The following is a 15,621-nucleotide window of genomic DNA, read 5'->3' as shown; positions in this document are numbered from 1 at the left end:
GTCGGTGAGCACCGAACTGTGGAAGGAGCGGCGACGATGGCCAAACCGGTATCGCAGCGCGGGTTCGCGCGCGAGCGGGTGATCGAGGCCTCGCTGTCCCTTTTCGCCGAACGTGGCGTCAACGGCACGTCGCTGCAGATGATCGCCGACCATCTGGGCGTCCGCAAGGCCGCCATCTACTACCAGTTCCACACCAAGGACGACATCGTGCTGGCGGTGGTCCGACCGGTCTTCGACGATATGGCGCGGCTGGTCCGCATCGCCGAGTCGATCACGTCCCCCGATTCCCGTCGCGACGCGACGATCAGCGGTTTCGTCGAGCTCGCCGTGCGTCATCGCCGGATCGGGTCGCTGTTCTACGGCGATCCCGCCGTGATATCCCTGGTGCAGTCGCATCAGGAATTCGAGGACATCGCCAACAACCTGCGTGAACTGCTGATCGGCGCCACCCACGACATCGGGACCCGCGTCGCCATCACCATGATCACCGCGGGGGTCTTCGGAAGCTCCGCCGAGCCGCATCTGCAGGACATCGACGACAGCGATCTGCATCGCGTGCTGCTCGACTGCGCGCAGAGCCTGTTGCGGTCACCGCATTCAGCCGGCGCCGGCGCCGGCCTCGGCGGGTAGCGGCGGCGGTAGCGGCGTGGTCGAGGTCTGAGTCGTCGATGTCCGCGTCGCCGAAGTCGTCGGGGTGGTGACCACACTGAACTCCTCGGGCGTGTGCACATCGAGCAGCGACTCGTCCCGGATCACCTCGTCGCCCGAGCTCACCACGAGCGATTCGGTGGTGACCGTGTAGGACAGCCCGTCATTCTCGGCGACGTACCTGTCACCGTCGGCGGTGGCCGGCAGCACCAGCCGAGCCCCGTCGCGCACCCGCACACCGCGGTATTGGTAGCTGCCGTCGGACTGTTCGCAGATCGCGATCCGCGATGTCTCGGTGCTGCCGAAGATGACGGCGGTGGCCGGCGACGCGCAGCGCGCGGTCGACTCCAGGTAGCCCTGGCTGTCGGATTCCGGTGCGGCATCGGCAGAAGCCGACATCACGAGCACGGTGGCACCCGCCACCGCAGCCACGGCCAAGCCGACCACCAGCCGACGCGACGGGTGGGCGGTGGGAGATTCAGGAGCAGACATCGCTTTCAGCTGACCACGGACCGGCACGTTTCTGCCACCGCTGATGCCGACCCACAACGGAATCGTTAGCTCCCCGCTACTCCGGGTCGCCGTATTCGTCGAACCAGTGGGCCAGCTTGCCCCGGCGGCTGACAGCCCGCAGCCGAGCCTCGGCGGCGGCGCGCATCGTGCTCGTGGTGACGATCAGCAACTCGTCACCGGTCGCGAGCCGGGTGTCCGGCAGCGGGACGAAGGTGTGCCCGTCCCGGATGATCAGCGTGATCACCGCGGGGTCGGGCAGCCGCAGCTCCAGGATCGTCACGTTGTGCAGACGCGACGGGGACTGCACGCTCATGGTCAGCAGCTCGGCGTCGAGCACGTCCAACGGTGCGGCCTCCACCTGGATCTCGCGGGTGGCCTCCCCATCGGTGAGACCCAACAGCCGCGCCATCAGGGGCAAGCTCGGCGCCTGGATCAGCGTGAAGATCACCACCAGGATGAAGACGATGTTGAGCAACCGCGAGCTGCCCGCGATCCCGGCGACGATCGGGAAGGTCGCCAGCACGATCGGCACCGCACCGCGTAGGCCGGCCCAGGACAGGAAAAGCTGCTCCCGGAACGGGATCCTGAACGCGACAAGCGACGCCGCCACCGACACCGGTCGCGCGACCAGGAGCAGGATCGTCCCCACGACCATCGCCGGCACGACATCGCGGGCCAGTTCGCTCGGGTCGACGAGCAGACCGAGCAGCACGAACAGCCCGATCTGGGCGAGCCAGCCGAGCCCTTCGGCGAAGGACCGTGTCGCCGAGCGGTGCGGCAGGCCCGAGTTGGCGAGCACCACCGCCGAAAGATAGGCGGCAAGGAATCCGCTGCCGTGCAGGCTGCCCGCGGCGGCGAACGCCACCACCCCCAGCCCGAAGGTGGCGATCGGGTACAGACCCGATGCCGGCAGCGCGATGCGCCGCAAGGTGAGCGCGCCGAGAAACCCCACGGCCAAACCGATCACGGCGCCGGCCACCAATTCGAAGACGATCTCGCCGAGGGTTCCGGCCGGTTCGAACACGAACGGCACCACGCTGAACATCAACACCAGGATCACCGCGGGTGCGTCGTTGAATCCGGACTCGGCCTCCAGCAGACCGGCCAGCCGTCGAGGCAGCGGCAGCACCCGCAGCACCGAGAACACCGCCGCCGCATCGGTCGAGGACACGATCGCACCCAGCAGCAACGCCAGCTGCCAGTTGAAGCCGAGCAGGAAGTGCGCTGCGGCAGCGGTGATCAGCGTGCTCACCACGACACCGACGATGGCCAGTGCGGCCGCCGGCGCCAGCACCTTACGGATATCGGAAAACCGGGTTGTCAGACCACCTTCGACCAGAATCACCGCCAGCGCGGCGGTGCACACGTTGCGCGCGAGCTCCACACTGTCGAAGTCCAGACCCAGCCCGTCCTCGCCGAGTACCACCCCGACCAGCAGGAAGAACAGCAGGGCGGGAAAGCCGACCCGCGTCGCCACCCGGGTACCGATGATGCTCGCGAGCAGCACGAGGCCGCCGATCAGCATCGCCAGGTACAGCTGGTGCAACGTCATAGAGTTAAGTCAAGATAGCCCGGTGGCAGTACGCAAGATGCGAATCGGGATAGCGGGCGCCGGTAACGTCGGCCGCTCCGTCGCGCGCGAACTGCTCGACTACGGTCACAAGGTGCTGCTGATCGAACGCGAGCGGCGGCGATTCGAACCGCACACCGTTCCTGGCGCCGACTGGTTGCTCGCCGATGCCTGCGAGCTGTCCGCGCTGCAGGAGGCGGGGGCGCAGACCTGTGATGTGGTGATCGCCGCGACTGGCGACGACAAAGCCAACCTGGTCGTCGGGCTGCTCGCCAAGACCGAATTCGGGGTGCGGCGGGTGGTCGCGCGCATCAACGATGTCGACAACCAGTGGTTGTTCAGCCAGGCCTGGGGCATCGACGTGGCGGTGTCGACGCCGGGCGCACTGGCCGCCAGCATCGAGGGTGCCATCGACGTCGGCCACCTCATCCGCTTGATGGGCCTGCGCGAGGGTCGCGCCAGTCTCACCAAACTGACTCTGCCCATGGATAATTCGCTGGTCGGACAGCGGGTGGATCAGCTGGAGCTACCGCCCAACACCGCGCTGGTGACATTGCTGCGCGGTGACACCGTGCTGATCCCGAAACCCGGGGACATCTTCGCCACCGGTGACGAACTGCTGCTGATCGGCGGCGAGGGTGACAGCCACTCGGCGATACTGCGCACGTAATCCTTGAACGCCAGTAGCGGGTACGGATCCTCGCCGATGCCGGTACCGGGCGCCTCCGTGACAAAGCTCGGCGCCCCGTAGCCGAGATCCCAGTTGTAGTCAGCGAAGTGGTGGAAGGTGGACGCCGCCAGCGCCCGGCCCAGCCTCCCTCCGTCGGAAGTCGTCTCGCCGTCGAGCAGAACCGCCAGATTGAACCGCCGGCCGGTGTGGGCACTGCGGCCCTCAGCCAGCACACTGGCATACGGGATGTCTGCCGATACCGCACCCTCGTGCGGGTGGGCGGGGAACCACTCGATCCGCCCGCTGCGGGTCTGCCCGGTGCGCAGCAACTCATGCACGGGGCCGTCACCGAGCACCGGCTGGTAGTCGCCGTTGGCGCCGGAATGGTAATTGGGCCAGGCGATATCGGGATTGTCCTGGTCGTCACAGCGCGCCGCCGGATCGTCGACGGTGCGGTGGAACTGATTGACCGCTCCGAGTGAACCCAGCTGCAGCAGAGAGCAACCCAGATCCTGGTGATCGCGGGCGGTGAGCACTCCCCCGCCGGTCTCCCGGAACCGCACGATCGCCTCGGCGTCGGCGGCGCTGAGCCCGTCGCCGACATCGACTGCCATCAACCACAGCTGGTCGATGCCGAGCCTCTCGACGTGGCTGAGGACGGGGTCGTCGTCGGCGCCACCGACCCGGTTGCGCGCGAGGACCTGATGTCCGGCGTCACGCAGTTCCCGGGCCAGCAGTGAGAAACGGCTGATATCCCAGTCGTCGGGGTGCTCCGCGATGGTGGTCTGCAGCAGGATTCTGGACATGACTATGCGGACAGCCAGTCCGCGAAGGTGGTCTCGAACAGGGTCGCCGGGCCGGCGGGCACGATGCTGTGGTCATCGATCACGGCTCCGAAGTAGGGTGCCGCCGGGTCGGCGATGACCTCGCGCGAGTCGCCCTTGGCGGCCAGCCCGGTGCGCACGAAGTCGTCCATGGCGATCTTCTCGGGTCCGGCGATCTCCATGGCGCCGTTGACCGGCTCACCGACTGCTGCGCGGGTGACGCCGGTGGCGACGTCCTCGGCGGCGATCGGCTGCATCGCGGCGTGGGGCAGCCGGATGGTGTCGCCATCGGCGGCCGATCCCGCGATGGCCTCCACGAATTCGTAGAACTGGGTGGCGCGAACGATCGTGTACGGGACACCCGATTCGGCGATCAACGTTTCCTGGGCCACCTTGGCGCGCATGTAACCGCTCTCGGCGACACCGCCGGCACCCACCACCGACAGCGCCACATGGTGACCGACGCCCTGTTCACGCTCGGCAGCCAGCAGATTCCGTGTCGAGGTGGTGAAGAACTCCAGCACATCGTCGTCGGCGAAAGAGGGTGAGTTGGTGACGTCGACGACGACCTGGGCGCCGGCCAGCGCTGCCGCCACGCCCTCCCCCGAGATGGTGTCCACCCCGGTGCGCGGGGAGACACCCGCTGCGTCGTGGCCCAATCCGGTGAGATTGGCGACGACCTTCGAGCCGATCAGCCCGGTGCCCCCGACAACTACGATCTTCATTGTGGCGCCTTTCGGAAAGTGTGTGAACCGTCCACTTCAGCTTGGTCGCCGGGCCCGGCGCGCACACCCTTGAAAGTCCGTAGTCAGCGTGGTGCGGCGAGCTCCCGTAGCGCGGAGAGGAACAGCTCGTCCATCCGGGGACTCAGCTCGGCCAGCGACGCACCGACCGCATTGCAGGCCGATCCGAAGACCCGCTGGAACTCCTCGCCACCGCTCCCTGCTCCGATCGACAGGCACAGGCAGGCCACACCGACGGCCCGGAGTTCGGCGAGCGCGGTGTGCGCATCGGCCTCTGCGTATCGCCCCTCGTAGCCGTTGTCGTAGGGGTAGCCGTCCGACAGGACGACCAACAGCCGATTCGGGGTACCGGCTGTGCTCTGCAGGATGTCCCCGGCACCGCGGATGGCGGCTCCGAGGCGGGTGTATCCGGACGGTTGCAGCTGATTCAACCGCGCTCGTTGGGCCGCACCGAACCGCTGGTCGAACGTCTTGATGGCCGGCAGGTGCACGGCGTTGCGTCCCTGCGATCGAAAGGCGTAGACCGCCACCCGGTCACCGAGCTCCTCCAGCGTCGCCGCCATGGTCGCTGCGGCCCGGCGCTGGTGGTCGTGCACGGCAAGGCCGTCGGGGTCGGCGTCGGTGGCCGACCCGGAGGCGTCGACCAGGATCAGGACACCCAGGTTGCGTTCGAGTTTTCGTCGTTCGAGGTAGACATTGTCCGGCGGTGAGAAACCGGCACGCAGATCCACACACATCGCGATGAGCGCTTCGGTGTCCAGCTCATCACCGTCTGCGCGGGCCCGTAACCTTCTCAGCCCCAGCCCTACTCGCGCGAGCCGCTGTCGCAACACGGCGTCCTGAGGTACCTCGGCGGCCGAGACATCGACGTCGCTGACGAGCGGAAAATCGATGACCCGGCACCACTCGGGGCGGTACCGGTTGTGGTGCACGTCCCATTCCGGGAACAGGGCACCTCGCACACCCACCGCAGACCCGGGTTTCTCCGTGCCGGTGAAGCGGATCCGTGTCGGGGCCGGGCGTGCGTTGATCCCCAGACGCTGCACCTGGCGAACCGAGCCCACCCGCAGATCACCTCCGGCGGCATCCTCGTCGTTGGATTTCGCGCCACCGAACAGCTTTCGCAGAAACTCCGACAGTGCTTGTGAGTTGACCGGTGCCTCGAACAGTTTGAGGATCTTGCTCTTGCCGCCCGGTTCATCCTCGTCCCCGGAATCCTCGTCATCGGTCGATAGTGCAGACGAATCACTCTCGCCGGCAGCAGAACCCGGACCGCCCGCAGCGGGGACCACCGCCCGCGCTCTGATGACACCGAACCAGTCCGGCGGGTCGTGCACCGGCCTCCTGCTCCGTGCCAGTGCCAGCGAGTCGGCGGAACCGTCGGTGAGCGGGCCGCCGTCGGAGAGCAGCTTGGCCGCGATCGGCAGGCGCTCCGCCAAGTCGGCGATGACCCGCCGACCCTCCAGCGCCAGATACCGGCGCGCGGTGGACGGTCTCGCCCGTATCGCTCTCAGGTATTCCGGCGCCAGGCTCCCGGCGCCGAGAAGTGCACTCTGCACCAGCATCTCGCGACGGATCTGGTCGAGGGAAGCGCCCGCGGTCACATAGACCGTCTGCCCGTCGGTGTACGCCGGTTGCCCACCGGGGGCCTCCGCAACATCGAGCGACACGCCAGCCACAAACGTGGCGAGCAGCCGGAGCCGGTCGGGCTCCGTCACGCCCGGGGCAACATCGCATCGACGAGTTCGCCCAGCCCACGCACGATGTCGGCGTCATCGGTCAACACCTGGACCATCGCCGACTGCACCGCACTGCGCACAGTGAGCCCCTCGGCGATCAGTCCGCCGGTGAGGATCAGCATCCGGGTGGACGATGCCTCCCGCAGCGGCGAGCCGTCCAGGTTACGGATGGCGTTCGCGAGGCGCACGAGCGTGCGGGCGGTCTCCTGGTCGATCCCGGCCTCGTGGGCGACAACCTCGGTCTCGATGTCCGGCGGCGGGAAGCCGAGCTCGATGGCGACGAAGCGCTGGCGGGTCGACTCCTTGAGACTCTTCAGCACACTCTGGTAGCCGGGGTTGTAGGAGATCACCAACTGAAAGCCCGGTGCCGCAGGCAGTGTCACGCCGAGCCGGTCGACGGGGAGCTCGCGCCGGTGGTCGGCCAGCGGGTGGATCACCACGGTGGTGTCCTGGCGGGCCTCCACGATCTCGTCCAGATAGAACACCGCGCCCGTACGCACCGCCCGGGTCAGCGGCCCGTCCACCCAGACGGTGTCGCCGCCCTTGAGCAGGAACCTGCCCACCAGATCGGCCGACGTCATGTCTTCGTGTCCGGCGACGGTGATCAACTCCCGGCCGAGTTCCTGGGCCATGGCTTCCACGAAGCGGGTCTTCCCGCAGCCCGTCGGCCCCTTCAACAGGATCGGCGATCCGCGTCGCGCCGCAGCCCGGAATACCTCGCGCTCCTCGCCGACCGACCGGTAGAACGTTGCGGGCAGGACGGTTTCGATCACTGCTCGGGCCGTTCGAACGGGATGACCGGCGGGATCGTCGCCCCTTCGGGCAGCACGAGTTGCCCGTCGTTGTTGATGTATCCCGAGTTCTTCAGATGCATGGGGAGATCCGGATGCGGACAGGGCTTGTCGGTGCCTTCACCGCAGATGCCGCCGTTGAAGTACGAACGCTTCTGATGGTCTTCTGGCCAGGGGTCGGCGTGCATCCCGAGCCAGATGGCCGGAATGTTGTAGAAGAAGAAGAAACACGCGCTGACGCCGGCGAAGATGGCCAAGAATCGGGTGAACTGCTGCCGGACGAATCCTCCCCGCACACTGTCCAGTCCGCGCTCCATGATGGTGCGGCCGCGATCGTCGGTGAAGTAGCGCAGACAGCACAGCGCGGTCTGTACTGCACCCCACATCAGACCCTCGTAGACCGGCCACTGGTAGTAGGTACCGGCATTGAACGAAAGTGACTGGATGGCACCGGGATAGGTGTAGAGGCCGGTCGGGAGCAGAACCAGCGCTTCCATGACGAAATCGAAGACGAAGGCGATGGCGTAGGTGACCAGGATCAGCCGGAGATTACTGATGTTCGGCCACCGGGCCTTGATCTTGCGCATGATCACGCACCCGATGATGGTGATCAGCAGCACGCCGTAGGCATAGCCTGGCGCGTTGGTGAGCAGTGGTTCGGCGACCATCGCCCCGGGTTTTTCGGGGTTCGTCGTGCCGGGGAGGTAGGGGGCCCAGGAGCCCATGTTGAACAGCCAGGTGTTGTAGGTGCACCAGGTGTTGAAGTAGTTGAGGAACGGGTCCTGGAAGAACATCAGGCCCATCGAGATGAGCAGCATGCCGTCCAGGGTGATCCTGCGCTCTTGCCGCCAAGGCTTGATGAAGAAGTAGTAGAGCGCGAAAGGCAGAGCGACCCAAAGGATCACGGCATTCGCGATGAGCGGGATCTTCATGTACAGCGGCGGCTCGCTCGGCCCCTGTGGGACCCGCTCGAAGTAGGGCCCGGTGATCCACCGGATCCATACGTACAGCTGGAACGCCAGTATCGCGCCGCCGATACCGGCCAGAACCTTGACCCGGTTGGAGGTCCGCGGAGCCGGCTCCCTGGGTATTGCAGCGTCACTGAGCGATTCGGTACTCACCACGACAAGATACCCATGAGTATCTGAGTAACTCAAGGGTTTCTTGGATTCTGTGCCAGACTGGTGGGCATGGTCGAGCAGTGGACGCGCGAGAAACGCCTCGAGCGCACCCGCTCCCTGCTGCTCGACGCCGCCGAGGAAGTGTTCGCGGACAAGGGCTTCGCGCCGGCCAGTCTCGACGACATCGCCCGGACGGCCGGATACACGAAGGGCGCGATCTACAAGCATTTCGACACCAAGGAAGATCTGTTCTTCGCGGTCAGCGACCGGTACTGGCGGCGGTATTTCGACAACTTCGCCGAGGTACTGTCCTCGGCGACCGAGGTCGGCGCGTCCGAACTCGACGCCATCGCGGCGCGGTGGCGGCAGCTGAGCCTGGATCGCGGGGCCGAACACAGTGCGTTGGGCCACGAGTTCACCCTCTACCTGCTGCGCAATCCGGAGGCCCGGGAACGGGTCGCCGGTAAACGATCGGAAGTCGTTGAGGCACTGAGTACCTTCATCAGCGAAGGCATGGAACGGCTGGGCGCCACGCTGCTCATACCGCCGCTGACCTTCGCTCAGGTGCTCGTGGCGACCAGCGATTCGGTGGTCCTCGGTAGCCAGCTCGACGACGTCGACCTGTACCGGCCCATCGTGGAGATGTACATGTCGGCCATCAAACTGGGCTGACGTATGCTCGGGGCCTCAATGCCAAGTAGTTGATACCCGAGGGGGCTGGCGTGCTCGAACTGGTTTCTCCGCACACCGAGGAACTGCTCGCCGAGGTCCCGATCTCCACCGCCGCAGAGATCGACGCCGCCGTGACCGCGGCGCGCGCCGCCGTCGACACCGGGCCCTGGCCGCGGATGGCACCGGGTGAGCGTGTCGAGGTGCTGCGCCGGTTCGCCGATGTCTATCGCGCGCACGGCAAGGAGATCGCTCAGCTGATCACGGCCGAGATCGGCGCGCCGATCACCTTCGCGCAGCGCGCGCAGGTCGGCCTGCCCGCCATGATGATCGGCGCGTTCTGCGATACCGCGCAGGGTTACGACTGGCAGGAGGTCCGGCCCGGCTTCTTCGGCGCCGATATCCACATCCGCAAGGAACCCGTCGGCGTGGTGGCCGCGATCGTGCCGTGGAACATGCCGCAGTTCCTGACCATGGCCAAGCTGGTGCCCGCGCTGCTGGCCGGGTGCGCGGTCATCGTGAAGCCGGCGCCGGAAACCTCGTTGGACGCGCTGTTTCTGGTGAAGCTGTTCGAGGAGGTGGGTCTACCGCCCGGGGTGGTGACGGTGCTGCCCGGCGACAACACGGTCGGCGAGCGATTGGTCAGCCATCCCGGGATCGACAAGGTCTCCTTCACCGGGTCCACCGCGGTCGGTAAGGCGGTCGCCGCCGCGTGTGCGGCCAATCTGACCAAGGTGAGCCTGGAACTCGGCGGCAAGTCCGCGGCCATCATCCTCGACGATGCCGACCCCGCCACGGTCGCGGCCGGGGTGCGCTCGGCCAGCCTGTCCAACAGCGGCCAGATCTGCAATGCGCTGACCCGCATCCTCGTGCCGGCCGCCCGGCAGCAGGAGTTCGTCGACGCGCTCGCCGCGGAGATGGCCACGCTCACGGTCGGCGACCCGACCGATCCGCAGACCCAGCTCGGGCCGCTGGTGAACCGGCGTCAACAGCAGCGGGTGCTCGACTACATCCGGATCGGCCAGGATGAGGGTGCTCGGCTGGTCATCGGCGGCACCGATGCTCCCACCGGTATCGACCGCGGCTGGTATGTCCGCCCGACATTGTTCGCCGATGCGCAGAACTCGATGCGGATCGCGCAGGAGGAGATCTTCGGGCCGGTCCTGACGGTCATCGGCTACCGCGACGAACGGGAGGCCGTGACACTGTCCAACGACTCCGGCTACGGACTGGCGGGCTCGGTGTGGACGGCGGACACCGACCGTGGGCTGGCCATCGCCGCGCAGATCAAGACCGGCACCTTCGGCGTCAACCAGGGCTACACGATGGACCCCTTCGCGCCGTTCGGTGGCGTCAAGGACAGTGGGTACGGCCGAGAGCTCGGCCGCGAGGGTCTGGAAGGCTACCTCGATACCAAATCAATCGCCGTCGCGGCAGGAGTGTGATCATTTGTCCCCCTTGAATTTCGATGGCCGGGTTGTTGTCGTGACCGGTGCGGGCGGCGGCCTCGGGCGTTGTCACGCTCTGGAGTTCGCCCGACGCGGAGCCCATGTGGTGGTCAACGATGTCGGCGCGGCGGTGGACGGCACCGGGCCGGCGACGTCGGCGGCGCAGGCCGTGGTCGACGAAATCACCGCCGCGGGCGGCTCGGCGGTCGCGAACACCGATTCGGTGGCCACCGATGAGGGCGGCAAAGCCATCATCGGCACCGCGACCGAGGCCTTCGGCCGGGTGGATGTGCTGATCAACAATGCCGGCATCCTGCGGGACGCCGCGTTCAAGAACATGACCGCCGATCAGGTCGATGCCGTTCTCGATGTGCACCTACGGGGCGCCTTCAACGTCACTCGCGCGGTGTGGCCGGTGTTCCGGGAGCAGGACTACGGACGCATCGTCATGACCACCTCCGGGTCCGGCCTGTTCGGGACGTTCGGGCAGTCGAACTATGGGGCGGCCAAGACCGGCCTGGTCGGGCTGATGAATGTGCTGGCCATCGAGGGGCAGCGCAACAACATTCGAGTCAACGCCATCTCCCCCATCGCAAGGACGCGGATGACGGAGAACACCATGACCGAGTTGGTGAAGGATCTGGATCCCGAGGACGTCACCCCCGTGGTCGTCTATCTGGCGCACGAGAGCTGCGAGCGGACCGCCAACATCTACCGGGTCGGCGGCAAGCACGTCTCGCGGGTGTTCATCGCCGAGACGGCCGGTGTGGATCTGGAGGCTCCGACCGCGGAGGCCTTCGCCGCCGAGATCGACGCGATCGATGACGCCGGGTCGTTCACGATCCGGGGTGGACCGGCGCGGACGTAGTCCTCGTCGATTAGGCGACCTACCAAAATCTCTCCCCCGCAACACCTTTCGGTTAGTCGCACTAATCGACGGGGACGACGCCAGCGCGTCTTGCCGCCGAGAACATGTCATACTGTCGCACTAGTGTTCGAATCATGGTGGACGAACAACTGGCATACGACGAAGAGGAACGTCGCGCGGCCCTGGCGGTCGACAATATCGGCGCCGAAGCCCGCGAGGAAAACGCCTGCGGAGCCCGCCGATTGTTCGCGATCGGCCAACTCTACGAGGTGCGCGCTCCGGACGACGACACCGAGAAGCTGTGCTGGGCCATCGACGGGCACACCAGCCTGGTGGCTGAAGTCGCCACCGCACTAGGGGTAAGCCGCTGTCGGGCCGCCGCTCAGGTCAAGATGGCAATCGCTCTCTATACGAAGCTCCCACAGGTCCTCCGCACCGCGAAGAGCGGCTGGTTGGACTACCGCATGCTCGCAGCCATCGTGTCCCGCACCGAGCTGATCGTCGATCGGGACGTGCTCGAACGTGTCGATGACCGGTTGGCCGAGAGAGCCCCGAAATGGGCACGGCTGTCCGAACCGAAGATCGAAGCCCGGATCAACGCCGTCATCGCCGCGCAAGATCCCGAAGCGGTGCGCATCCGCGAACAGATCCGTCGCGACCGCGAGGTCGGGGGGTGCGCCAATGGCGACGGCACCGCCGAGATCTGGGGCCGCATCGACGTCGCCGCACTGGCCGCGATGAATACCGTCCTGGACGCCATGGCCGGCAGCGTGTGTCGCGCGGACCCGCGGTCCAAAGACGCCCGGCGCTCGGATGCATTCTTCGCCGTGTTCGCCGGGAAAGCCCTGTCGTGTCGGTGCGAACAAACCGACTGTCCCGCCGAACCGCTCACCGTCTCCAGTACCGCACCCGCCGCGAAACTGGTGGTGCACCTCATCGCCGACCGTGCCGGCACCACCGCCCTGACGGGCAGCCTCGACCGGATCGACGCCGAAGCCCTCGCGGCCACCGTCGAACATGCCACTGTGCGCGAGGTCGACCCCGGCAGGGTCACCGTGGAGCAGGGCCGCTTCCCGTCCGCCAAGCTCGCCGAATTCATCCGCTGCCGCGATCTCACCTGCCGCTTCCCCGGTTGCGATGTCCCGGCCTGGGACACCGATATCGACCACACCGTGGCCTGGCCTGCCGGTCCCACCCATCCGTCGAACCTCAAATGCCTATGCCGAACGCATCATCTTCTGAAGACGTTCTTCGACGACTGGAACGACGTGCAGCTGGCCAACGGCACCGTCGTGTGGACCTCGCCGACCGGTCATGTGTACACCACCGAACCCGAAGGCGCACAATGGTTCGCCGGTCTCGGAGACCCCACCGGCGAACCCACCCTGCAGGCTATCGTGCCGACCCTCGCCACACGGTGCATGAAGATGCCCACCCGCGAACGGCCGCGCCACGAGGACACCCGCCGACGCATCACCGCCGAACGCCACACCAACCGAGCACGACTCGAACACAAAGAACAAGACCACCAGGCCTGGCTCGCCGCCCACGACGAACCCGCACCCTTCTAAACGATGGGTTCGTCCCCGAGCACCGTGGTGCGCAACATCTCTCGGGGCGAGTTCGGCTCGTACGGCGCGGCCCGGTGCAACACCCCCTGGTTGTCCCAGATCACCGTGTCGCCCACCGACCACTTGTGGCTGTACACCTTGTCGGTGGTGGTGGAATGCTCCAGCAGCTCGGCGAGCAGCGCGCGGCCCTCGTCCAGATCCATGCCCACGATGTAGTCCGCCGAGGCACCGAGCACCAATGACTTACGCCCGTTGCGATGCGTCCAGATCAACGGATTCTCGTGTGTGGGGCGCGATTTCCACCGCTCCAGCTGCTCGGGCGTGGGATCGGGGTAGACCCGGCGCTGCGATGCCTCCAGGGAATGCACGACACGCAATGATGCGTACCGCTCCTTCTCCCCGTCGCTGAGCGTCTCGTAGGCGGCATAGGAGTTCGCGAACTCGGTTTCACCACCACGGGCGGCGACCTGGATCGCCGACAGCACCGTTGCCTTCTGCGGGCATTCACCGGCCGTGGGCGTGCACCCGTCGATATGCCAGTCGAAGGTCGCCTTCAGGTACTCGGCCGCCTTGTTCTTGGTCTTGTCCAGGGTGATCGGGTAGATGCCCGACACCGGGTGGTGGCCATCGGCCGACCGGTCGATCTCGCCGAGCCGCTCGCAGAACGCCACCTGCGCCTGCGGATCTTCGTCGAGATGCAGGTTGTGGAACACCAATACCCCGTTGTCCTCCAACGCCTCCAGCACGGCCGATGCCAGTCCGTCGTCGTTGGCCAACCGCTCCGGGTCGACACCGCTTACTTCGGCTCCCACCGAGGCGGTGAGCTTGTTGATGGTGAGCACACTCATGGTGCGTCCTCTCTCAGGGTGTGGGTTCGCCGGTGCGGATCATCACCGCGTCGGCGGCGTCCACGGGTGCGGGTTGGTGCATGATCTCGATCGACATCGCGACCATCACCAGGGAGTAGATGAGGTGCAGCAGATTGGTCGCGTCCTCGGGCAGATCGTCGAGGGGGAACTTGTCGCAGTAATCAATGGCTTCTTCCAGCCGCGGGAAGAAGGCGTCGTAGAACGCCTGCATCGTCGGCATGGAGCTCGCCAACCGCTGCTCCCAGCGCTCCGTCTCGGTTGCCAGACACCAGGTTTCGGTGAAGGGTTCCAGTTCCTCGAATGGGGCCGGTAGTTGCTTGGTTGCCATGGTCAGACCTTCGCCGGTGCGGTCTCGCGCTGGTATTGCCCGACCCAGTCGACGGCCACCTTGTGCAGGTGACGAACCAGAATCTCCTGATCGTTGACCGGAAACTCGTCGATGACGTCGTACTCCAACGCCGCCTGGGTCCCGCCCAGCATGCCCGCGTCCTGCAATGCGAATTCCTTGAGCACCACCGCGGCGACTTCGTGCTCAATGCGTTCCCGCACGGTCCGCGCCGGGTGGAAGTAGGTGAACGCCTCGAAACGGTGGGTGTTGTGCGAGGTGGGCCAGTACCGGTAGAGCAGGTACCAGCCGCCATAGATCAGGATTTCCAGGTTCGGGAAGATCTGGAAGTTGCTGATGCCCCACGGTTGGATACCACCGGGATTCAGGCCGGCGGGCAGCTCACCGATATCCGGTGTCCGCCACGGCCCGACCAATCCACTCTGGGTGGCCCGCTCGATCGGGTACATGTATTCGTCGGCGAGCAGCCAGCGCCGTGTCCCGGCCGTGGAGACCAGCCGGTGCGGTCCGTCGAGCTGGAAGTGCCCGCAGGTGAAACCGGCACTGGGATTGCGCACTTCGGCAGGAACCTGCTGGGTGTGCAGCGAGGGCACGTGGTAGTACTCCTGGAAGGCGTCAGCGAAGATCTTCCAGTTGCTGTTGTTGTGGGCCACCCACTCGTAGGTCTCGGTGAGCTTGCCGAACGGGTAGTCGTCGAGGCCGGTGACCATGGGGCCCAGGAACTCCCGCAGGCTCTGCCGGGGCTCGACATCCAGGTTGACGAAGATGAATCCGGCCCACACATCGCAGTGCACCTCGAGCAGTCCGTAGTCCGCGGTGTCGAAGTCGACGAATGCCTCGGGATTGGGTACGTGCACCAACGTGCCGTCCACGGCGTATCGCCAACCGCACTGTGCGCAGCTCAATTCCGAGCTCTGACCGAACTTTTCACCGACAAGTCGGTTGCCCCGGTGACGGCACACATTGTGGAATGCCCGCACCGCGTCATCGTCGCCGCGCACCAGGATCAGCGATGCGTTGACGACCTCGATCTCCTTGGCGAGGTAGCTGCCGACCTGCGGCAGCTCTTCCACGCGGGCCAGGTTCAGCCAGGCCCGCTTGAAGACGGCTTCCTTCTCCAGCTCGTAGAACGCCGGCGACGTGGAGTCCCGGAACGATATCGGTCCGGTCCCGAGTTCCGGGTAGTGCTCAGTCCAGGACCCCTCAACCGGTTTCGGCCATTGCGTCATGC

Annotated in this window: 15 protein-coding genes and 1 pseudogene; 6 read left to right on the top strand and 10 right to left on the bottom strand. The window is 66.3% G+C overall.

Features of this window, described 5'->3' with window-relative positions:
- Positions 1 to 36 precede the first annotated feature (36 nt).
- Positions 37 to 630, top strand: coding sequence for a TetR/AcrR family transcriptional regulator (locus EXE63_RS15900; protein ID WP_168142726.1), 594 nt, complete (start codon positions 37 to 39; stop codon positions 628 to 630).
- Here the strand turns inward: EXE63_RS15900 and EXE63_RS15895 are convergent.
- Together EXE63_RS15895 and EXE63_RS15890 are read right to left on the bottom strand one after the other, a co-directional pair.
- Positions 598 to 1,140, bottom strand: a complete 543-nt coding sequence (locus EXE63_RS15895; protein ID WP_168142725.1) for a hypothetical protein — start codon at positions 1,138 to 1,140, stop codon at positions 598 to 600. The two genes, EXE63_RS15900 and EXE63_RS15895, sit on opposite strands and share 33 nt — an antisense overlap.
- Positions 1,141 to 1,216: 76 nt before the next feature.
- Positions 1,217 to 2,713 carry a potassium/proton antiporter gene (locus EXE63_RS15890; protein WP_168142724.1) on the bottom strand — a complete coding sequence of 499 codons (1,497 nt, stop codon included), beginning with the start codon at positions 2,711 to 2,713 and terminating at the stop codon, positions 1,217 to 1,219.
- A 37-nt stretch (positions 2,714 to 2,750) separates the two neighbouring features.
- Here EXE63_RS15890 and EXE63_RS15885 point away from each other — a divergent pair, with 37 nt between their 5' ends.
- A complete protein-coding gene (locus tag EXE63_RS15885; RefSeq protein WP_168145611.1) occupies positions 2,751 to 3,401 on the top strand; it encodes a potassium channel family protein in 651 nt (216 codons plus the stop codon).
- Here the strand turns inward: EXE63_RS15885 and EXE63_RS15880 are convergent.
- The 5 genes and pseudogenes from EXE63_RS15880 to EXE63_RS15860 form a co-directional block, all read right to left on the bottom strand.
- Positions 3,362 to 4,207 (bottom strand): annotated as a pseudogene (locus EXE63_RS15880) (hypothetical protein); the annotation flags it as partial. The gene EXE63_RS15885 and the pseudogene EXE63_RS15880 overlap by 40 nt on opposite strands.
- A gap of 2 nt (positions 4,208 to 4,209) precedes the next feature.
- Entirely contained in the window at positions 4,210 to 4,950 is a 741-nt protein-coding gene (locus EXE63_RS15875) for an SDR family oxidoreductase (RefSeq protein WP_168142723.1), read from the bottom strand.
- Between the two features lie 83 nt (positions 4,951 to 5,033).
- Positions 5,034 to 6,686, bottom strand: a complete 1,653-nt coding sequence (locus EXE63_RS15870; RefSeq protein ID WP_168142722.1) for a nitric oxide reductase activation protein NorD — start codon at positions 6,684 to 6,686, stop codon at positions 5,034 to 5,036.
- Positions 6,683 to 7,480: a CbbQ/NirQ/NorQ/GpvN family protein gene (locus EXE63_RS15865; RefSeq protein ID WP_168142721.1), complete on the bottom strand. Its 798-nt coding sequence runs from the start codon at positions 7,478 to 7,480 to the stop codon at positions 6,683 to 6,685. The genes EXE63_RS15870 and EXE63_RS15865 overlap by 4 nt, the downstream gene beginning before the upstream one ends.
- Positions 7,477 to 8,622 carry a spirocyclase AveC family protein gene (locus EXE63_RS15860; RefSeq protein WP_168142720.1) on the bottom strand — a complete coding sequence of 382 codons (1,146 nt, stop codon included), beginning with the start codon at positions 8,620 to 8,622 and terminating at the stop codon, positions 7,477 to 7,479. The genes EXE63_RS15865 and EXE63_RS15860 overlap by 4 nt, the downstream gene beginning before the upstream one ends.
- Before the next feature lie 66 nt (positions 8,623 to 8,688).
- Here EXE63_RS15860 and EXE63_RS15855 point away from each other — a divergent pair, with 66 nt between their 5' ends.
- From EXE63_RS15855 to EXE63_RS15840, 4 genes are all read left to right on the top strand, one after another.
- On the top strand, positions 8,689 to 9,291 hold the full coding sequence (locus EXE63_RS15855; RefSeq protein ID WP_105361394.1) for a TetR/AcrR family transcriptional regulator: 603 nt from the start codon (positions 8,689 to 8,691) through the stop codon (positions 9,289 to 9,291).
- 50 nt (positions 9,292 to 9,341) lie between these two features.
- Complete coding sequence (locus EXE63_RS15850) at positions 9,342 to 10,733, top strand: aldehyde dehydrogenase (RefSeq protein ID WP_234904520.1); 1,392 nt, start codon at positions 9,342 to 9,344, stop codon at positions 10,731 to 10,733.
- A gap of 13 nt (positions 10,734 to 10,746) precedes the next feature.
- Positions 10,747 to 11,604, top strand: a complete 858-nt coding sequence (locus tag EXE63_RS15845) for an SDR family NAD(P)-dependent oxidoreductase (RefSeq protein WP_436277750.1) — start codon at positions 10,747 to 10,749, stop codon at positions 11,602 to 11,604.
- A gap of 134 nt (positions 11,605 to 11,738) precedes the next feature.
- Entirely contained in the window at positions 11,739 to 13,175 is a 1,437-nt protein-coding gene (locus EXE63_RS15840; protein WP_168142717.1) for an HNH endonuclease signature motif containing protein, read from the top strand.
- Here the strand turns inward: EXE63_RS15840 and EXE63_RS15835 are convergent.
- From EXE63_RS15835 to EXE63_RS15825, 3 genes are read right to left on the bottom strand one after another with little or no spacing between them, the layout of a single operon-like run.
- On the bottom strand, positions 13,172 to 14,023 hold the full coding sequence (locus EXE63_RS15835) for a TauD/TfdA dioxygenase family protein (protein ID WP_168142716.1): 852 nt from the start codon (positions 14,021 to 14,023) through the stop codon (positions 13,172 to 13,174). The two genes, EXE63_RS15840 and EXE63_RS15835, sit on opposite strands and share 4 nt — an antisense overlap.
- A gap of 13 nt (positions 14,024 to 14,036) precedes the next feature.
- Complete coding sequence (locus EXE63_RS15830) at positions 14,037 to 14,378, bottom strand: hypothetical protein (RefSeq protein ID WP_210000770.1); 342 nt, start codon at positions 14,376 to 14,378, stop codon at positions 14,037 to 14,039.
- Positions 14,375 to 15,619 carry an aromatic ring-hydroxylating oxygenase subunit alpha gene (locus EXE63_RS15825; protein WP_168142714.1) on the bottom strand — a complete coding sequence of 415 codons (1,245 nt, stop codon included), beginning with the start codon at positions 15,617 to 15,619 and terminating at the stop codon, positions 14,375 to 14,377. Before EXE63_RS15825 ends, EXE63_RS15830 begins: the two co-directional genes overlap by 4 nt.
- Positions 15,620 to 15,621 lie beyond the last annotated feature (2 nt).

Origin of the sequence: Mycolicibacterium frederiksbergense, from assembly GCF_012223425.1 — a bacterium.
GTDB lineage: Bacteria > Actinomycetota > Actinomycetes > Mycobacteriales > Mycobacteriaceae > Mycobacterium > Mycobacterium frederiksbergense.
This window is presented reverse-complemented; position numbering and strand designations above follow the sequence as displayed.

Coding starts and splice junctions, on each gene's coding strand:
- EXE63_RS15885 (WP_168145611.1), top strand. CDS start 2,751: ATGCGAATCGGGATAGCGGGCGCCGGTAACGTCGGCCGCTCCGTCGCG.
- EXE63_RS15825 (WP_168142714.1), bottom strand. CDS start 15,619: ATGACGCAATGGCCGAAACCGGTTGAGGGGTCCTGGACTGAGCACTAC.
- EXE63_RS15900 (WP_168142726.1), top strand. CDS start 37: ATGGCCAAACCGGTATCGCAGCGCGGGTTCGCGCGCGAGCGGGTGATC.
- EXE63_RS15840 (WP_168142717.1), top strand. CDS start 11,739: ATGGTGGACGAACAACTGGCATACGACGAAGAGGAACGTCGCGCGGCC.
- EXE63_RS15890 (WP_168142724.1), bottom strand. CDS start 2,713: ATGACGTTGCACCAGCTGTACCTGGCGATGCTGATCGGCGGCCTCGTG.
- EXE63_RS15835 (WP_168142716.1), bottom strand. CDS start 14,023: ATGAGTGTGCTCACCATCAACAAGCTCACCGCCTCGGTGGGAGCCGAA.
- EXE63_RS15875 (WP_168142723.1), bottom strand. CDS start 4,950: ATGAAGATCGTAGTTGTCGGGGGCACCGGGCTGATCGGCTCGAAGGTC.
- EXE63_RS15855 (WP_105361394.1), top strand. CDS start 8,689: ATGGTCGAGCAGTGGACGCGCGAGAAACGCCTCGAGCGCACCCGCTCC.
- EXE63_RS15895 (WP_168142725.1), bottom strand. CDS start 1,140: ATGTCTGCTCCTGAATCTCCCACCGCCCACCCGTCGCGTCGGCTGGTG.